This is a genomic window from Gandjariella thermophila (assembly GCF_005405885.1).
Taxonomy (GTDB): Bacteria; Actinomycetota; Actinomycetes; order Mycobacteriales; family Pseudonocardiaceae; genus Gandjariella; species Gandjariella thermophila.
This window is the reverse complement of record NZ_BJFL01000060.1, coordinates 1-15723: the sequence shown is the minus strand read 5'-3', so window position 1 is coordinate 15723 and position 15723 is coordinate 1. Positions and strand designations below refer to the sequence as shown.

13 protein-coding genes and 1 tRNA gene are annotated in these 15723 nt (G+C 71.9%); 7 read left to right on the top strand and 7 right to left on the bottom strand.

Annotated features, from left to right (window positions below):
- Positions 1-203: 203 nt before the first annotated feature.
- Positions 204-280, bottom strand: a tRNA-Leu gene (locus tag FFT21_RS27020).
- Positions 281-430: 150 nt separating this feature from the next.
- On the opposite strand from FFT21_RS27020, the gene FFT21_RS27015 reads away from it, so the two are divergent.
- Positions 431-652 (top strand): DUF3618 domain-containing protein, encoded by a 222-nt coding sequence (locus FFT21_RS27015; protein ID WP_137816740.1) that lies wholly within the window; start codon positions 431-433, stop codon positions 650-652.
- Between the two features lie 12 nt (positions 653-664).
- Here FFT21_RS27015 and FFT21_RS27010 read toward each other — a convergent pair whose 3' ends face one another.
- Both FFT21_RS27010 and FFT21_RS27005 read right to left on the bottom strand, forming a co-directional pair.
- Positions 665-1273, bottom strand: coding sequence for a TetR/AcrR family transcriptional regulator (locus FFT21_RS27010; RefSeq protein WP_225978803.1), 609 nt, complete (start codon positions 1271-1273; stop codon positions 665-667).
- A 189-nt stretch (positions 1274-1462) separates the two neighbouring features.
- On the bottom strand, positions 1463-2086 hold the full coding sequence (locus tag FFT21_RS27005; RefSeq protein WP_371856871.1) for a TetR/AcrR family transcriptional regulator: 624 nt from the start codon (positions 2084-2086) through the stop codon (positions 1463-1465).
- A gap of 93 nt (positions 2087-2179) precedes the next feature.
- Between FFT21_RS27005 and FFT21_RS27000 the strand changes: the two genes are divergently transcribed.
- The gene (locus FFT21_RS27000) at positions 2180-3700 is read left to right on the top strand and encodes a flavin-containing monooxygenase (protein ID WP_137816745.1); all 1521 of its coding nucleotides are present in this window, start codon (positions 2180-2182) and stop codon (positions 3698-3700) included.
- A 146-nt stretch (positions 3701-3846) separates the two neighbouring features.
- Here FFT21_RS27000 and FFT21_RS26995 read toward each other — a convergent pair whose 3' ends face one another.
- Positions 3847-4326, bottom strand: coding sequence for a helix-turn-helix domain-containing protein (locus FFT21_RS26995; protein WP_137816738.1), 480 nt, complete (start codon positions 4324-4326; stop codon positions 3847-3849).
- A gap of 202 nt (positions 4327-4528) precedes the next feature.
- Here FFT21_RS26995 and FFT21_RS26990 point away from each other — a divergent pair, with 202 nt between their 5' ends.
- Positions 4529-5221 (top strand): rhomboid-like protein, encoded by a 693-nt coding sequence (locus FFT21_RS26990; RefSeq protein WP_137816737.1) that lies wholly within the window; start codon positions 4529-4531, stop codon positions 5219-5221.
- A 5-nt stretch (positions 5222-5226) separates the two neighbouring features.
- On the top strand, positions 5227-5436 hold the full coding sequence (gene tatA, locus FFT21_RS26985) for a Sec-independent protein translocase subunit TatA (protein ID WP_225978802.1): 210 nt from the start codon (positions 5227-5229) through the stop codon (positions 5434-5436).
- 7 nt (positions 5437-5443) lie between these two features.
- On the opposite strand, the gene FFT21_RS26980 is transcribed toward tatA, so the two are convergent.
- On the bottom strand, positions 5444-6070 hold the full coding sequence (locus FFT21_RS26980) for a SanA/YdcF family protein (RefSeq protein WP_137816736.1): 627 nt from the start codon (positions 6068-6070) through the stop codon (positions 5444-5446).
- Positions 6071-6078: 8 nt separating this feature from the next.
- Entirely contained in the window at positions 6079-7656 is a 1578-nt protein-coding gene (locus FFT21_RS26975; protein ID WP_192909777.1) for an LCP family protein, read from the bottom strand.
- Between the two features lie 536 nt (positions 7657-8192).
- Here FFT21_RS26975 and FFT21_RS26970 point away from each other — a divergent pair.
- On the top strand, positions 8193-11168 hold the full coding sequence (locus tag FFT21_RS26970; RefSeq protein WP_137816742.1) for a glycine--tRNA ligase: 2976 nt from the start codon (positions 8193-8195) through the stop codon (positions 11166-11168).
- Positions 11169-11213: 45 nt separating this feature from the next.
- Here the strand turns inward: FFT21_RS26970 and FFT21_RS26965 are convergent, their stop codons facing one another.
- A complete protein-coding gene (locus FFT21_RS26965; protein ID WP_137816735.1) occupies positions 11214-12197 on the bottom strand; it encodes a hypothetical protein in 984 nt (327 codons plus the stop codon).
- Between the two features lie 909 nt (positions 12198-13106).
- Here FFT21_RS26965 and FFT21_RS26960 point away from each other — a divergent pair.
- Together FFT21_RS26960 and FFT21_RS26955 are read left to right on the top strand one after the other, a co-directional pair.
- The gene (locus FFT21_RS26960; RefSeq protein ID WP_137816734.1) at positions 13107-14783 is read left to right on the top strand and encodes a S53 family peptidase; all 1677 of its coding nucleotides are present in this window, start codon (positions 13107-13109) and stop codon (positions 14781-14783) included.
- A gap of 198 nt (positions 14784-14981) precedes the next feature.
- Positions 14982-15617 (top strand): MarR family winged helix-turn-helix transcriptional regulator, encoded by a 636-nt coding sequence (locus tag FFT21_RS26955; protein ID WP_225978804.1) that lies wholly within the window; start codon positions 14982-14984, stop codon positions 15615-15617.
- Positions 15618-15723 lie beyond the last annotated feature (106 nt).

The following is a 15723-nucleotide window of genomic DNA, read 5'->3' as shown; positions in this document are numbered from 1 at the left end:
CGCCGGCAGCGACAAGATCCGCAAAGCCCTGATCGAAACCCCCATCGCCAGAGTCATCATCACAGGGCCCGACCGCGTCGTCCCCGCCTACCGCATCCCCCAACCCCGCACCAACCCGGACACGGCACACACAAACAAGGCCCTGACCAGCGGAAACCCGCCAGCCAGGGCCACCAAGGAAGGTGTTCGTGCAATGACTAATTTGGTGGGGCCGGTGGGAGTCGAACCCACACTGGCACGGACCTAAACCGTGTGCCTCTGCCGGTTGGGCTACGGCCCCGTGACCCGGCGGCGGCCGCCGGGCACGATCAGCGTAGTCGCCCGCCCGTGCCGCGCTCATCACCCCGCCGCCGGCGGCTCCGGCTGCCGGCGGCCGGCGGGGGTCCTCTAACGTGTGGCCAGCCAACGGCACGGCGTGCGAGGAGGACAGGTGGCCAGGGACCCCGAGATGATCCAACGCGAGATCGAGGAGGCCAGGGAGGCGCTGGCCGGCACCCTGGACGAGCTCAGCGAGCGGGCCCACCCCAGCCGGTTCGTGGAGAGCGGCGCGGACGCCCTGCGGAGCAGGCTGGCCGACCCGAGGATCAAGTACCCGCTGATCGGCCTTGGTGTCCTCGTCGTGCTGGTGTTGCTGCGCAGGCTGTTCCGCTGACCGGCCTGCCGGTCACGGCCGCAGCAGCGGAAGCATGACCTGGTTGAGCAGCCGCTCGACGAACGCTTGGTCCAGCGGGTCGCCCGTGATCATCAGGCGGTAGGTCAGCGCGGCGCCGGCGAGCTCCACGAGCATGGACCTCGGTGCGTCCGCGCGCAGCTCGCCGCGCGCCGCGCCCCGGTCCAGCACCCGGTGCAGCACGTCGCGCTGGTTGCTCAGGAACGTGTCGCGGAACGCGGCGGCCAGCTCCGGTTCGTGCGGCAGCTCACCGACCAGCGCCTGCGCCGCCTTGCCCACCGGCCCGGTGAGGAACGCGGTGAAGGAGAGCAGGAAGTCGCGGAGATCGCCCTCCAGCGATCCGGTGTCCGGTTCCGCGATCTCCCGGCGGACCAGCTGGTTGCAGGTGTCGATCACCAGATCGAGCTTGGAATCCCAGCGGCGGTAGATGGTCGCCTTGCCGGCCCTGGCCCTGGCCGCCACCGCGTCCATGGTCAGCGCCCGGTATCCGACCTCGGCCATCACGTCCAGGGTGGCTTGGCGCAGCGCCTCGTCCCGGCTCGCGTCGCGCGGTCTTCCGCGCGTTCCCGCCTGCGTTCCGCCGTTGTACGGGACTGTGGACAACGACCCGCCTCCTCGTCGCGCATCCCCTTCGCCCGCACGCCGGCACTCCCGTCCAGCTGGCTCAGCTCCCGGCCGCCCACCAGACTTCAGCCGCTGTCCGGGCCCGCCCATCCTAGGCCGTTCGCACCGGAACGCGATCGTTTCAGGCGCATTCGATGATCCGCCGTCCGCCGGGCAGCGGCCGTGCGGCTACCGGGCGGCGACGCTGACCAGCCCGGACCAGACGAACCGCATGACATACTCGGTGGCCGTCGCGGCGGACACGTCGCCGCGGCGCTCCGCCCACAGCGCGACCCGCTCGCAGGCGCCGACCACCACCTCGGCCGCCGCCTCCAGGTCCATCGGCCCGGCTCCGGGCAGGTAGCCCGCGGTCAGCATGGCGAAAAGCTCGGTCTGCTGGCGGCGGATCCCCTCGATCTCGTCCACCGCCCACGGCACGGTCACCGCCGACTCGTGCCGCAGCATGCACCAGGACACCCGCCGATGCTCGATGTAGTCGAAGAACGCGCGCACCGCGCGGCGCAGCGCGTCCTCGGCGCCGTCCGCCTCGGCGACCGCGTGCTCGGTCACTTGGCGAAGCTCCGTCCTCGCCCGGTTGATGCAGCCGACGAGCAGGCCCTCCTTGGAGCCGAAATACTCGTAGAGCATCGGCTTGGACAGCCCGACCCGCTCGGCGATGTCATCCATCGAGGCCGCCGCGAAGCCCCGCTCGGCGAACACCTGCTCGGCCACGTCGAGCATCTGCGCCTTGCGGACCTCGCGCGGTACCCGCTGGCGCCGCGAGGTGCCGGTGGGACCCACGCTCGTCGTCACGCGAAGGAGTCTACCGAAACCCTACCGCCGGTAACCTACTACTAGTAACCTACCGTGGAGTACGGACCGGTGCGGCTCGATGTGGAGGTACGCGTGGGCACGCCCAGGACTCGTGAGACGGACGTCCTCATCATCGGCGGAGGCTTCGCCGGGTTAGGCATGGCGATCGAGCTGAAGCGGTCCGGCAGGAACGACTTCGTGCTGCTGGAGAAGGCCGAGGACGTCGGCGGCACCTGGCGGGACAACACCTATCCCGGCTGCGCCTGCGACATCCACTCGCACATGTACTCCTTCTCCTTCGAGCTCAACCCGGGCTGGTCGCGGATGTTCGCCCGGCAGCCGGAGATCTGGGAGTACCTGCGCCGGGTCACCGACAAGTACGGGCTGCGCCGGCACATCCGGTTCGGCGCCGAGGTCACCGGCGCGCACTGGGACGAGCGGAACCGGGTGTGGCGGGTGCGCACCAGGGCCGGCGACACCTACACCGCCCGCGCGGTGGTCTCCGGCGTCGGCGCGCTGCACGTGCCCAACGTGCCGAAGCTGCCCGGTGCCGAGCGGTTCCGCGGCACCGCCTTCCACTCGGCGAACTGGGACCACGACTACGACCTGCGTGGCAGGCGGGTGGCCGTGATCGGCACCGGGGCGAGCGCCATCCAGTTCGTCCCGGAGATCGCCAGAGACGTCGCCGAGCTGCATATCTTCCAGCGCACCCCGCCGTGGATCGTGCCCAAGATGGACCGCCCGGTGCGGCCGTGGGAGCAGCGTATGTTCCGGCTGCTGCCGCTCACCCAGCGGCTGTACCGGAACGCGATCTACTGGATGCTGGAGAGCAGGGCGGTCGGGTTCACGATCAACCCGAAGCTGATGGGCCTGGCCCAGACGATCGCCCGCAAGCACCTGGAGAAGCAGGTGCCCGACCCCGATCTGCGGGCCAAACTCACCCCGAACTACACCATGGGCTGCAAGCGGGTGCTGATCTCCAACGACTACTACCCGACGCTCGCCCAGCCGCACGTGCACCTGGTCACCGACGGGGTCGCGGAGATCACCGAGGACGCCGTGGTGGACGGCGCCGGGATGGCGCACGAGGTGGACGCGATCATCTACGGCACCGGCTTCCACGTCACCGACGGCTACGACCACCTGGACATTGTCGGCCGGGACGGGCGGAACCTGGTGCAGCAGTGGCACAGCGAGGGCATGGAGACCTACCTCGGCATCGCGGTCTCCGGGTTCCCGAACTTCTTCTTCCTGCTCGGGCCGAACACCGGGCTGGGCCACAACTCCGTGGTGTTCATGATCGAGTCGCAGATCCACTACATCGGCCAGTGCCTGCGGCTGCTGGACACCCACGGCGCAACGGCGATGGACGTGCGCGCGCGGGCGCAGTCCACCTTCTACCGCGACCTGCAGCGGCAGCTCACCAAGGGGGTGTGGACCCAGGGCGGCTGCAACAGCTGGTACCTGGACGCGCACGGGGTGAATCGCACCATCTGGCCCGGGTTCACCTGGCGGTACTGGCAGCGGACCAGGAAGGTGCGGCTCGCCGACTTCGAACTGCTCTCCGCCGGGCGGCCGGAGCCCGACCGGGAACTGGCCGAGTCGGTCGGGTAGCCGGGCCGCAGGCCGGCGGTCAGCGTCGGCGGTAGGAGTCGGCGTCGAGGGTCGGCGACAGGGGTCGGCGACAAGGGGAGAGCGAGCACGCGTGTCGCGACCGCGCCTACGCGACACGCGTGCTCGGGTCTTTCCAGCGGTGCCGGTCAGGCGGTGCGCGCGGGTCTGGTCAGGCTGCGCAGCCTGCCGACCAGCTCGACGGTCTCCAGCCCGCAGAGTTGCGCCATGTACTCCAGCGCCGCGAAGTCGAGCTGGACCTCGGGCGCGCGGCCGAACGGAAGCTGGTTGAGCCGATCGTGCGCCCAGCGGCGCAGCGGGAGCAGCTCGGGTTGGTTGTCCTGGACGACCAGGGACAGGTCGAGCCGGATGCGGCCGTCCGGCACGTCGGTGAACACCCGCTCGTGCACCCGGGCGAGCACCTCGTGCGGGGCGACGTCGAGCGCCATGCAGATCTCGGCCAGCCGGACGACCGAGCACTGCCGGGTCCCCAACTCGTACGTGGCGAGCGTCTGCAGCGAGATGTCGCTCTGCAGCCGTCGCTTCAGGTCTTTGCGCGTCCAACCACGCTGCTTGCGAAGACGGCGAAGCTCGTCTCCGAGAACGCGTTGGTAGGTCGCCGGGTTCATGTGCACGGTGCTGCCTCCACCCGTGAGCTGGGGCCCAGTGGGTCCGCGTTTGGCGTGGGCGGCGCCCGAACGGTGGTGGCGGTCAGCCGTCGCGGGCACCTACCCAGAACAAGGGCGCAGCAGAAGGTTGATGACGCGACTTTCTCCAACGTTCCCCCGAACAGAGTAGCGTTCGCCAGCTCACCTGTCAGAATCCTGCGGTGTGTGGCTACCGAGGCTTCGCTGGCTGCTGCACCGGGCTACGGGCGCCGTGGCCGACTACCCGGCCCGCAATCCGGTCACCGCGGGCTACCTGCTTCTGGTGTTGCTCGCGAGGTGGTTGGTGGGCGAACTGAGCCCGGCGCACGCCTCGGCGGTGCTGCACGCGATCAGCACCAACCTGGACAACATGACCAGACACCCGGTGTTCAGCCTGGCGGCGAGCGCGCTGGTGCCGGCCGGCGGGCTGCAGGTGGTCACGGTGCCCGGGATCGTCGGCTGCCTGGCGTGGCTGGAGCGCCGGTTCGGGGTGGGCCGCGCGTTCGGTGTGTTCGCCGCCGGGCATGTGCTCGGCACGCTGGCGAGCCTCGCGGTGATCGTGCTGGCGTTGCGCGCCGGCGGCTACCCGGACGAGGTGCGCGGCACGCTGGACTACGGGGTGAGCTACGGCGCGATCGCGGCGCTCACCGCGGTCAGCCCGTTCCTGCCGCGCCGGCTGGCCGTGCCCTGGGCGGCGTTCGGCCTGCTGTACGGATTCACCGAGACCGCCTGGTACGGCGCGCTGCCGGATTTCGGTACCTTCGGACATGCCAGCGCCGCGTTGACCGGCCTGGTGGCCGGCCTGTGGCTGGCACGGTCGGTGCGGCGGAGCCGGACGGAGGAACCGTCCGTTTCGCCGCGAACTGGGCTAGGGTGATGGCGATGCTGAACGGACTGAGCCCCACACACCTGTTGATCGTCCTGGCGATCTTCGTCCTGCTGTTCGGGGCGAGGCGGCTGCCGGACGCCGCGCGCGGCGTCGGCCGGTCGCTGCGGATCTTCCGCAGCGAGATCAAGGCGTCGGACGGCGAGTCGCACAGCGAGGACGCCACCAAGAAGGCCACCGAGCGGGACGACGCCTCCCGTTCCTGAGCCGGCCTCACCACGAGCCCGGGCCGGTGGCTGAGCCCGGCCGGTATGTCAGCGTGCTCCACATCGCCTTGCCGTCGGCCACCACCTCGCGCGCGTAGCCGTACACGGTAACCAGCGGAAGGTCGGCCAGCGAGTCGTGGCCCACGCCGTAGGCGTCGATGCCGGCCCGCCGGCACAGCGCGACCGCCCTGGGTAGGTGGAAGGTCTGGGTGACCACGACGGCTCGATCCACCCCGAACAGCGTGCTGGCGCGTACGCAGGAGTCCCAGGTGGTCAGCCCGCCGCCGTCGGTGTGCACCGCCGACGCCGGCAGGCCGTGCGCGACCAGGTAGGTCCGCATCGCCGCCGGCTCGTCGTAGCCCGCGCCGCGCCGGCCGCTGACCAGCAGGGCGCGCACCTTGCCCGCCGCGTACAGCCGCACCGCCACGTCCAGCCGGCCGGCGAGCACCGGTGACGGCCGGCCGTGCCGGTCCAGCGCGGCCCCCAGCACGAGGGCGAACGGCGCGGGCGGCACGCCGGCGACCGTGCCGCGGTAGCCGGCGCTGGCCCGGTAGGCCCAGGCCAGCGGGATCGCGGGGAGGCAGGCCAGGACGGCCGCGGCGAGCAGCAGCCTCCGCGACCGCAGGCCTGCCATGTGCCTGGTCAGTTCACGCAGGTGGTGCCGTCGGCGGTGATCGGCTGGTCGTTGCCGGGGGAGGGCTGTGCCGGGGCGGGCTGCTGCCGGGGCTGGGTTCCGCCGTCGAGTTGGAGCGCCGCCGGCGCGCCCATCCGCTGCGCGCCCGGGCCGGAGTAGTCCTTGCCCAGGTACAGGTCCACGTGCCCGGACTCCACGCTGGTGTCCAGTTCCATGCTGATGCCGCCGCCGAGTGCCTGGGCGACCTGCTGCGCGGCCTCCTGGCCGCCCTTCGGGTAGCGGATCAGCGACCTGCTGCGGGTGGCCGCATTGCCGATGTCGCCGCGGGTGAAGCCCTTCTGCTCCAGCACGTCCAGCACCTTGTTGGCCAGCCCGGTGATCCCGGTGGCGTTGTGCACGTCCACGGTGGCGCTGGTGGTGGCGGTGTCCGCCTGCTTGTCCGGTTCGGTGGCGGCGGCCTGCGCCTGGGACGGGTCCTGGCCGTTGGTCAGCGCCTGCACGAACGCCCTGACCTTCTGCGGGTCGACGCCGACCGCGTCGCCGTCGTACGGGGTCTTCAGGCTGATCGTGGTGATCGGCACGGTCATGAAGTTGATGTTCCCGGCCGTCAGGCCCTGCATCTGCTTGGCGAATCCGAGGATGTCCCAGCCCTGGTCGAGCACCACCGACTTCTTCACCGCGGTGATCAGGTTGGACAGCGACGTCGGATTGGTCAGCGTGCCGGTGGAGAGGATCTTGTGCGCCATGCTGGCCATGAAGACCTGCTGCCGCTTGATCCGGTCCAGGTCACCGTTGGGCAGGCCGTGCCGCTGCCGGACGAACTTCAGCGCGTCCGGCCCGGAGATGGTCTGCTGGCCGGCCTTGAAGTTGGCCCCGGAGAAGTCGTCGTGCACGGAGCGGAGCAGGCAGACGTCCACGCCGCCGACCGCCTTGGTGATCTCGCTGAAGCCGAACAGGTTGACCGCGGCGAAGTGGTCCACCGTGATCCCGGTGAGCCCCTGGATGGTCTTGATCAGCTCCTTGTCGCCCTCCTGGTTGGACTGCACCTCGAGCTGGGCCTGGTCCTTCACGGTCGACTGGAGCCTGTTCATGGCGTCGACCTTGGCGCGGGCGAAAGCCGAGTTGATCTTGTGCTTGCCGTACCCGGGGATGTCCACGTACGAGTCGCGGGGCAGCGAGATGGCGACCGCCTTGCCGCCGTTGTTGGGGATGTGCACCAGGATCAGGGTGTCGGTGTTGGCCTCGCCGGTGTCGTCCCCGGCGTTGAGCGGGTCGAGCAGTTCCCTGGGCAACTGGTGGCCCTGCGCGTCGGTGCGGCTGTCCATGCCGACCAGCAGGATGTCCGTGGCGCCGTCCGCCGGCTTGTCGCCGCCCGCCCCGCTGTCGATGACGTCCGACGTGGTCAGCCCGTGGGCGAGGTTGTTGTAGGTGGCCCACGCGTAGCCGGTCAGGCCCAGCACCAGCACCGAGACCATGGCCACCACGGTGCGGCCGGCGCGGGCGGCGGACCGCGCCGCCGAGCCGTTGATCACCTCGGTGGGGTCGTCGGTGTAGGACCGGCGGCCGGGACCGGCCTCGGAGCGCATCGCGCGGGTCGCGGTGGTGCGCCCGCCGTCGCGTCGGGCGCCGCGGGCGGCGTCCGGCCGGCCGGTCGAGCGCCGGTTGTCGCCGGGCGAAGCGGAAGAGCCTCTGGCACCCTGGGAACGAGGGGACGAGCCTCGCTGGGAACCTGGGCGACCCGAGGAACCGGTTGGCCCCCCGGGCCTCGGCGGCCGGTTGTCCACCCTTACTCCTCCCGCGTGAGCTGCTGGTCTCCTCTTCGGGGACGTGCTCCCCGCCACGAAGGTTGCTCGTAGCCTGACACAGGAATGACGAGGAGATGGCCATTACGGCACATCAGCGGTCACACTGCCCACCATCGGGCGGACCGACGCCGCCCCACGATGCCAGGTGACCTGCTCAGATCTTGCTGTTGTTGGCGCGTGTCACACCGACGTGCCGGCTCGGTCCGGCGGTTCAGCAAACCTACACTCCGTCCTGTGGGTTCGGCGTTGGTCCGAACGGCCGCGGCCGCGCCGGATCACCGTGATCCCCGTCACCGAAAGGCTTGGCCGTGTTGAGCATGCAGGACGCGTTGCTGGCGCTCAGCCGCTACTGGACCGAGCGCGGCTGCGTCACGGTGCAGCCGATGAACACCGAGGTCGGCGCCGGCACGCTCAACCCGGCGACGGTGCTGCGGGTGCTCGGGCCGGAGCCGTGGCGGGTGGCCTACGTCGAGCCGAGCGTGCGGCCGGACGACGCCCGCTACGGCGAGAACCCGAACCGGATGCAGACGCACACCCAGTTCCAGGTGATCCTCAAGCCGGACCCGGGTGATCCGCAGGAGCTGTACCTCAGCAGCCTGGCGGCGCTGGGCATCGACGTGCACGCGCACGACCTCCGGTTCGTCGAGGACAACTGGGCCTCACCGGCGCTGGGCGCGTGGGGGCTGGGTTGGGAGGTCTGGCTGGACGGCCTGGAGATCACCCAGTTCACCTACTTCCAGCAGGCCGGCGGGCTGACGCTGGACCCGGTGTCGGTGGAGATCACCTACGGCGTCGAACGGATCATGATGGCGCTGCAGGGCGTCGGCCACTTCCGGGACATCGAGTACGCGCCAGGGATCAGCTACGGCGAGGCGTTCGGCCAGGCCGAGTACGAGATGAGTCGGTACTACCTGGACGAGGCGGACGTGGCCACCCAGCGCCGGCTGTTCGAGGACTACGCGGCCGAGGCCCGGCGGACGCTGGACGCGCGGCTGCCCGTTCCCGCGCACACCTACGTCCTGAAGTGCTCGCACACCTTCAACGTGCTGGACGCCCGCGGCGCGATCAGCACCACCGAGCGGGCCAGGGCGTTCGCGCGGATGCGCGGGCTGGCTCGCGAGGTCGCCGAGTTGTGGCGGGAGCGCCGCGCCGAGTTGGGGCACCCGCTCGGCGTGGTGGAGCCGCCGCCCGCCGCCGTGCTGCCGGCGACGCTGCCGGAGGTGGCGGCGCCGGCCACGCTGCTGTTCGAGATCGGCACCGAGGAGTTGCCGCCGGCCGAGGTGACCAGGACCGCGCAGGCCGTCCGGGAGGCGCTCACCAGCAGGCTGGCCGCGACCCGGCTCGGCCACGGCGAGGTGCGCAGCTACGGCACGCCGCGGCGGATCGTCGCGCTGGTCGACGGCGTGCAGCCGCGCGAGCCGGACGCGGAGCGCACCGTGCGCGGGCCGAAGGCGGCCACCGCGTTCGACGCCGACGGCCGACCCACGGCGGCGGCTCAGGGGTTCGCCCGTGCGCAGCGCGTGGACGTGGCCGAGCTGCGCCGGGAGGACGATCACGTCGCCGCGGTCCGGACGGAGCCGGGGCGGGGCGCGGTGAGTGTCCTTTCCGGACTGCTCGGCCAGGTGGTCGCCGAGCTGCGCGCGGAGAAGAACATGCGCTGGCGCGACCCGAAGCTGTCGTTCAGCCGGCCGATCCGCTGGCTGGTCGCGCTGCTGGGGGAGACCGCCGTGCCGGTCGCGGTGTCCGGTTTGGACAGCGGCAGGCGGACCAGGGTGCACCGCACCGCCGATCCATCCACTGTGGAGGTTCAGTCCGCGGATGGGTACCCGGAGTTGCTGGAGCGGCACGGGATTGTGCTGGACGGCGCGGCGCGGCGGGAGCGGATCGTCGCCGGGGCGGCGGAGCTGGCCGCCGGCGTCGGCGGGTCCGTGGACGCCGAGGGCGAGGCCGCGCTGCTGGACGAGATCACCAACCTGGTGGAGTCGCCGACGCCGATCCTCGGCTCGTTCGACCCCGGCTACCTGCAGGTGCCCGCCGAGGTGCTGACCACGGTGATGCGCAAGCACCAGCGGTACCTGCCGGTGCGGGACTCCGACGGCCAGCTGCTGCCACACTTCGTCGCGGTCGCCAACGGTGCCTGCGACGAGAACGTGGTGCGCGCCGGCAACGAGGCGGTGCTGCGGGCCCGGTACGAGGACGCGGCGTTCTTCTGGCGGGCCGATCTGCGCACCCCGCCCGAGGCGATGAAGGCGGGGCTCGCGCGGCTGACCTTCGCGGAGGGGCTCGGTTCGATGGCCGACCGGGCGGACCGGATCGCCCGGCTGGCCGAGGCGCTCGCCGATCGCGTCGACCTGACCGGTGCCCAGCGGGCCGCGCTGGCCAGGGCCGGCGCGCTGGCCAAGTTCGACCTGGCCTCGCAGATGGTGATCGAGCTGTCCAGCCTGGCCGGGGTGATGGCCCGGGAGTACGCCCGCCGGGCCGGGGAGGACGAGGCCGTCGCCACCGCGCTGTTCGAGATGGAGCTGCCCCGGCAGGCCGGCGACGCGCTGCCCACCGGAGTTCCTGGCGCGCTGCTGTCCCTGGCCGACCGGTTCGACCTGCTGGTCGGCCTGTTCGCGGTGGGCGCCAGCCCGACGGGCAGCTCGGACCCGTTCGGCCTGCGTCGCGCCGCGCTCGGCCTGGTCTCCGTGCTGCGCACCATGCCTTCGCTGCGGCCGGTCACCGTGTCGCTGGGGCTGCGCGCCGCCGCGGAGGCGTTGGCCAAGCAGGGGATCGAGGTGCCGGCCGGTGCGGTGGCCGAGGCCGCGGAGTTCGTCCGGCGCCGCTACGAGCAACTGGTGCTGGACACCGGGTACGACCACCGGCACGTCGCCGCGGTGCTGCCGCTGGCCGACGCGCCGGCCGCCGCCGACGGCGTGCTGCGCGAACTGTCCGAGCTGGCCGGCGACCCGGGGTTCGTCCGGCTGGCCACCGCGCTGCAGCGGGTGCGGCGGATCGTCCCCGCGGGCACCGCGGCCGGCTACGACCCGGCCGCGCTCACCGACCCGGCCGAGGTCGCGCTGCACCGGGCGGTGGACCGGGTGCGGCAGCGGCTGGACGGCCGGGCGGTGGGCCTGCGCGAGTTCGCCTCGGCGGCCGGCGCGCTGGCCGACCCGATCGACGCGTTCTTCACCGACGTGCTGGTGATGGCCGACGACCCGGCGGTCCGCCGCACCCGGCTGGGCCTGCTGGCCACCATCCGCGACCTCGCCGCCGAGGTCCTGGACTGGTCCGCGCTGGGCTCGCTCTCCTGAACGGGCGCTCGGGCGGCGGGCCCGCGGACCACGTCGGGAGGCTGGTTACTCCCATTCCCAGCACAGGCCGTAACGGCCGGCGGGCAGGTCGGTGATCGCGACGTGCACGCTGCCGCTGGCCTCGATGTGCAGTTCCGGCTCCAGCGGGGACGGCTGCCGGGTCTGCGGCTGCCACACCGGGTAGCAGCGGATGGGGATCGCCGAGGGGTGGAACACCGCCTGCAGCACGCACTCCCGGGTCGGCTGCCGGAAGCCCACTTCCAGCCGGCTTGCCCGGGTGGTCAGGTCCCTAGCGATGACCTCGTACTCGGCCAGGTAGGTCTCGCCGGCCCGCAGCGGCCGGTGGAAGATCATCTCGGCGGCGGTGACGTCCTCCTCGTCGTCGTGCACCACCCGGCCGACCCGGCAGTTGAGCAGCGGCTGGAACGACGGCCGCGGGTTGCCGGGATCGTCCGCGACGATCACCACGATCATCCGGTCGGTGCCGTCCGAGCGAGCGCGCAGCACCCGGCGGATGCGCTGCCGGTAGCCGCGGCCCTCGGCGTCGACGTGCAGGTCCTCGTGGTGACTGATGGTTTCCAGCCGCTGGTTGACGTCCGGGTCGATGCGCGAGGAGACCATCCGCAGGGTCCGCTCGGAGTGCCCGAGCGCGGCGAAGGGCACCGAGCCGGGCACGTGGTTGACCCACCGGCCGCGCGGCCGCGCCGGGCCGAGCAGCGTGATCAGCGACCCCGGCGGCAGTTCCAGGATGCGCTCCAGGGTGCGGACGGCCGCCAGCGAACTGGGCCGCTCCGGGCGGCTGCGGCCGCGCTGCCAGTAGCTGAGGCTGGCCATGCTGATCTGGTGACCCTGGGAGCGCAGCCGCCGCTGCACCGACTCCAGGCTCAGCCCGCTGGCCCGGATGGCGGCTTGGAGGGCGAGGTGGAACGGGCCGCGGCGAAGCGCGTCGGCGAGGTCTTTCGGCTCCGCGGTCGGGGCGAGCGCGGGGACCACTTCCAGGCGTGCTGCGGCGTGGGGGACTTGTGTCACGGGGCTACCCTCCTCGTCCCGCGCCGAGTCGCCGCACCGCACACGTTTTCACGGCACCGCATCGCCCCTGCGGGCGACCCGGCCGCGACGGGGCCTGTGCGTACCGGTGGGTGGCTCGACGTGGGTTGCGGAGAGGATAGGCCCAGGTCACCGGCCCGGCAATAGTCTGGCCTGGAGGCGCGCGGGGTCCGCCGGCGCGGGGGTGACCGCGGTCACCGCGCCGGCAGGCCAGGCCGGATCGGGTGGTACGTCCGGTCCGTCCCGGTTTGTCGGCGGTGCCGAGACCGCCGCTCGCCCGGTTTGGGGACCAGTACGCGGTTCGACCGGATTGTCCGCTTGTTCGGCCCGCGACCGCTTCCCGACCAAAGTAGGGTCTTTCCTTGCTTTTTTGTTACGGGTCCCGCCGCGCCCGAACAGCGTACCGCGCTGGGCGGAACGGCATCTTGCCGAGCGGCGCCCGGTGGCGGTGCGACGTCTCGCCCGGCGCATTGTGCGGGCGGCCGGTGCCGCCGGCAAGCCTCACCTCCGGCCGTGGTGGAAAAGTGTGAAAACCAGGCGCTCGTCGTTGGCACGCTGATATGCCGCTGACCAGCGCGTTCAGCCGACGCTGTGGCACCGTTCCGGTGCGGGTCTGTGATGCTTCCGTGTCGTCGAATGAAACGATGTGAAACGCGGCTTCCGGGTTCTTGCAGGCGCGATTCTCGGTTTCTTGGCGGTGAAAATCTCGCCGTTTCGCTGAACTCATCGGTACTGCTACGGTCTGGCCGGCCGGAATGACACCCCGAATCAACCCCGTCCGGCCGTGGTCGAAACGAGGAGCGGCGCCGTCGCCCGTCCACCCCTGCTCGGGCGACGGCACGCCATTTCGTGCTGCCCTGTTTCGGCTTTTTCCGTTGAGGGAGGAAAACGGTGAAGCTGTCCCTGCGCGCCTCCGTGACCACGGTGGCGGCGATTCCCCTGCTGATCGCCGGCGGAGTCGCGGCGGGCGCCCAGCCCCAGGCACCCCTGGTGCCGCTGGCCGCCAGCGTCGCGCCCGGCCTGGACCTGGCCACCCGCACCGGCCCGGAAAGCACCGTCAGGCCGATGTCCGTGGCGGTCAGCCTGAAGCTGCGCAATCAGAGCGAACTGGACGCTCTGCTGGGTCGGATCACCGACCCCGCCTCCGCCGACTACGGCCACTACCTCACCCCCGAGGAGTTCCGGGACCGGTTCGCGCCGACCGCGCAGCAGGCCGACGTGGTGGCCGGCTACCTGCGCGCGCACGGCCTGACCGCGTCGACCAGCGCCAACCGGCAGGTGGTCGACGCCACCGGAACGGTGGCGCAGATCGAGGCGGCCTTCGGGACGACCCTGTCCCGCTGGCACGACCGCGCGGCGAACCGCGACTTCACCGCGAACGACACCGCGGTGAGCCTGCCCGGCGACGTGGCCGGGCTGGTCGCCGGCGTGGCCGGACTGAACGACCACTACCCGAGGCACCACTCGCACGTGCGGCCCAACGCGCCGCGGGTGGGCAGTGGCCCCGCCGGCGGCTACACCCCGACCGAGTTGCGCGGCGCCTACACCGTCGACCGGCTGTTGAAGTCCGGGGTCGACGGCAGCGGGCAGAAGATCGGGCTGATGGAGTTCGCCGCCTTCGAGCAGAAGAACATCACCGCGTACGACCAGTTCTACCGCACCGGCTCGCCGGCCCCGCAGGTGCGGCCGGTGGACGGCGGCAGCACCACCCTGGGCGACGCCCAGGTCGAGGTGGAGCTGGACATCGAGGTGGCGCACGCGATCGCGCCCAAGGCGACCACGGTGGTCTACGAGGCGCCGAACAGCGACGCCGGCGAGATCGACATGTGGAACGCGATGGTGGCCGACAACGTGCCCGTGGTGTCCTCCAGCTGGGGTCTGTGCGAGCTGGACCGCACCCAGGCCAACATCCGCGCCGTGGACCAGGTGGCCAAGCAGGCCGCCGCGCAGGGCATGACCGTGCTGTCCGCGGCCGGTGACTCCGGCGCGTACGACTGCGAGCGGGACGGCACCAACAACGCCAAGAAGCTCGCCGTCGACTTCCCCGCCTCCGACCCGTACGTGACCAGCGTCGGCGGCACCACGCTGACCCTCGGACCGAACAGCTCCTACGGCACGGAGACCGTGTGGAACGAGGGCGGCGGCTGGGCCGGCGGTGGCGGCTACTCCAGCGCCTTCGCCAGGCCGGCGTGGCAGACCGGGTCGGGTGTGCACGCCACGAACAAGCGGCAGACCCCGGACGTGTCCGCGGCCGCGGCCGGCGGCGAGTACTCGGTCTACAGCCAGGGCCGCTGGGGCACCGTCGGCGGGACCAGCGCGGCCACCCCGCTGTGGGCGGCGTACCTCGCGCTGTACGACCAGAAGGCGGCGTCGGCTGGCAGGCCCCGGCTGGGTTCGGCCAACCCCGCGCTGTACCGGGTGGGCGGCTCCGGCGACCGGGGCGCGGCCTTCCACGACGTGCTCACCGGCAACAACCGGCACTACCCGGCGACCCCCGGCTACGACCTGGCCAGCGGGTGGGGTTCGCCGAACGCCGACGCGCTGACGGCGGCACTGCTCCGCGGGTAGCAGCGCACCGCCGCCACGGTGGCCCCTCCGCCTCGGGCGGAGGGGCCACCTGTGTTTGGCCGCGGCGCACGCCGGTCATTCGCCCGGGTGGATCGGCCGTGCGCGAAACCGACTTGCGTTCCTGCCACCGTTGGGTGCATTGTTGACTTCAACAACTACTTGCATGGGCCACACAACGTTAGGAGGGGGTGGTTGACCGTGGCCGGTCGCACCGCACCGCCGTCGTCGCCACCCGCCACCCGCACCCTGGCTCGCGACCTCGAACCGAGCGCCGATCCGGCCGAAGCCGCCGCTGCCCGCGTCGTACCGGCCGCCGAGCCGGACCCGGCGGCCGCACCGGGACAGGCGGCCGTGCCCGCCGAGGTCGCCGACGAGCTGGGCTGCCAGCTTTCCCGGCTGATGCGCCTGGTGGGGCGTGCCGCCGCCCAGCTGGCCGCGCGGCGGACCGATGGCATCGAGCGCGCCGCGCACGTGCTGCTCGCCCACCTGGTCCGGGAGGGGCCGCAGCGCACCACCGACCTCGCCGAGGCGGTGCACTCCGACCCGTCCACGGTGAGCCGGCAGGTCGGCGCCCTGGTGCAGCAGGGCCTCGTGGAGCGCCGGCCGGACCCGAAGGACGGGCGCGCCTGCCTGCTGGCGGCCACCGCCGAGGGGCAGAAGGTGTTCGACGAGCACCGCGGCACCTGGAACGCGTACCTGCTGCGCCTGCTGGCCACCTGGCCACCGGGCGAGATCCGGCGGCTGGCGAGCCTGCTCGACCGCTTCAACTCCGACTTCGAGAAGTTCCGGATGCCACTGGGCGACGAGCCCGTCCGCGAGGGGGATTCCCAATGAAGTTGTCAAGTCATGGGGATGAGGCACCGTGAGTGGCTCAGGCTGCCGCGGTAGGGGGAACGGACTGGTAGAGGGCGCCGTCGCGCAGCATGGCCCACAGGACGTT

What these genes read in the sequence shown, in the direction of transcription:
- tatA (WP_225978802.1), top strand. Translation starts at nt 5,227, where the DNA reads ATGCTGAACGGACTGAGCCCCACACACCTGTTGATCGTCCTGGCGATC.
- FFT21_RS26995 (WP_137816738.1), bottom strand. Translation starts at nt 4,326, where the DNA reads ATGAACCCGGCGACCTACCAACGCGTTCTCGGAGACGAGCTTCGCCGT.
- FFT21_RS26970 (WP_137816742.1), top strand. Translation starts at nt 8,193, where the DNA reads ATGCAGGACGCGTTGCTGGCGCTCAGCCGCTACTGGACCGAGCGCGGC.
- FFT21_RS26975 (WP_192909777.1), bottom strand. Translation starts at nt 7,656, where the DNA reads ATGCGCTCCGAGGCCGGTCCCGGCCGCCGGTCCTACACCGACGACCCC.
- FFT21_RS26980 (WP_137816736.1), bottom strand. Translation starts at nt 6,070, where the DNA reads ATGGCAGGCCTGCGGTCGCGGAGGCTGCTGCTCGCCGCGGCCGTCCTG.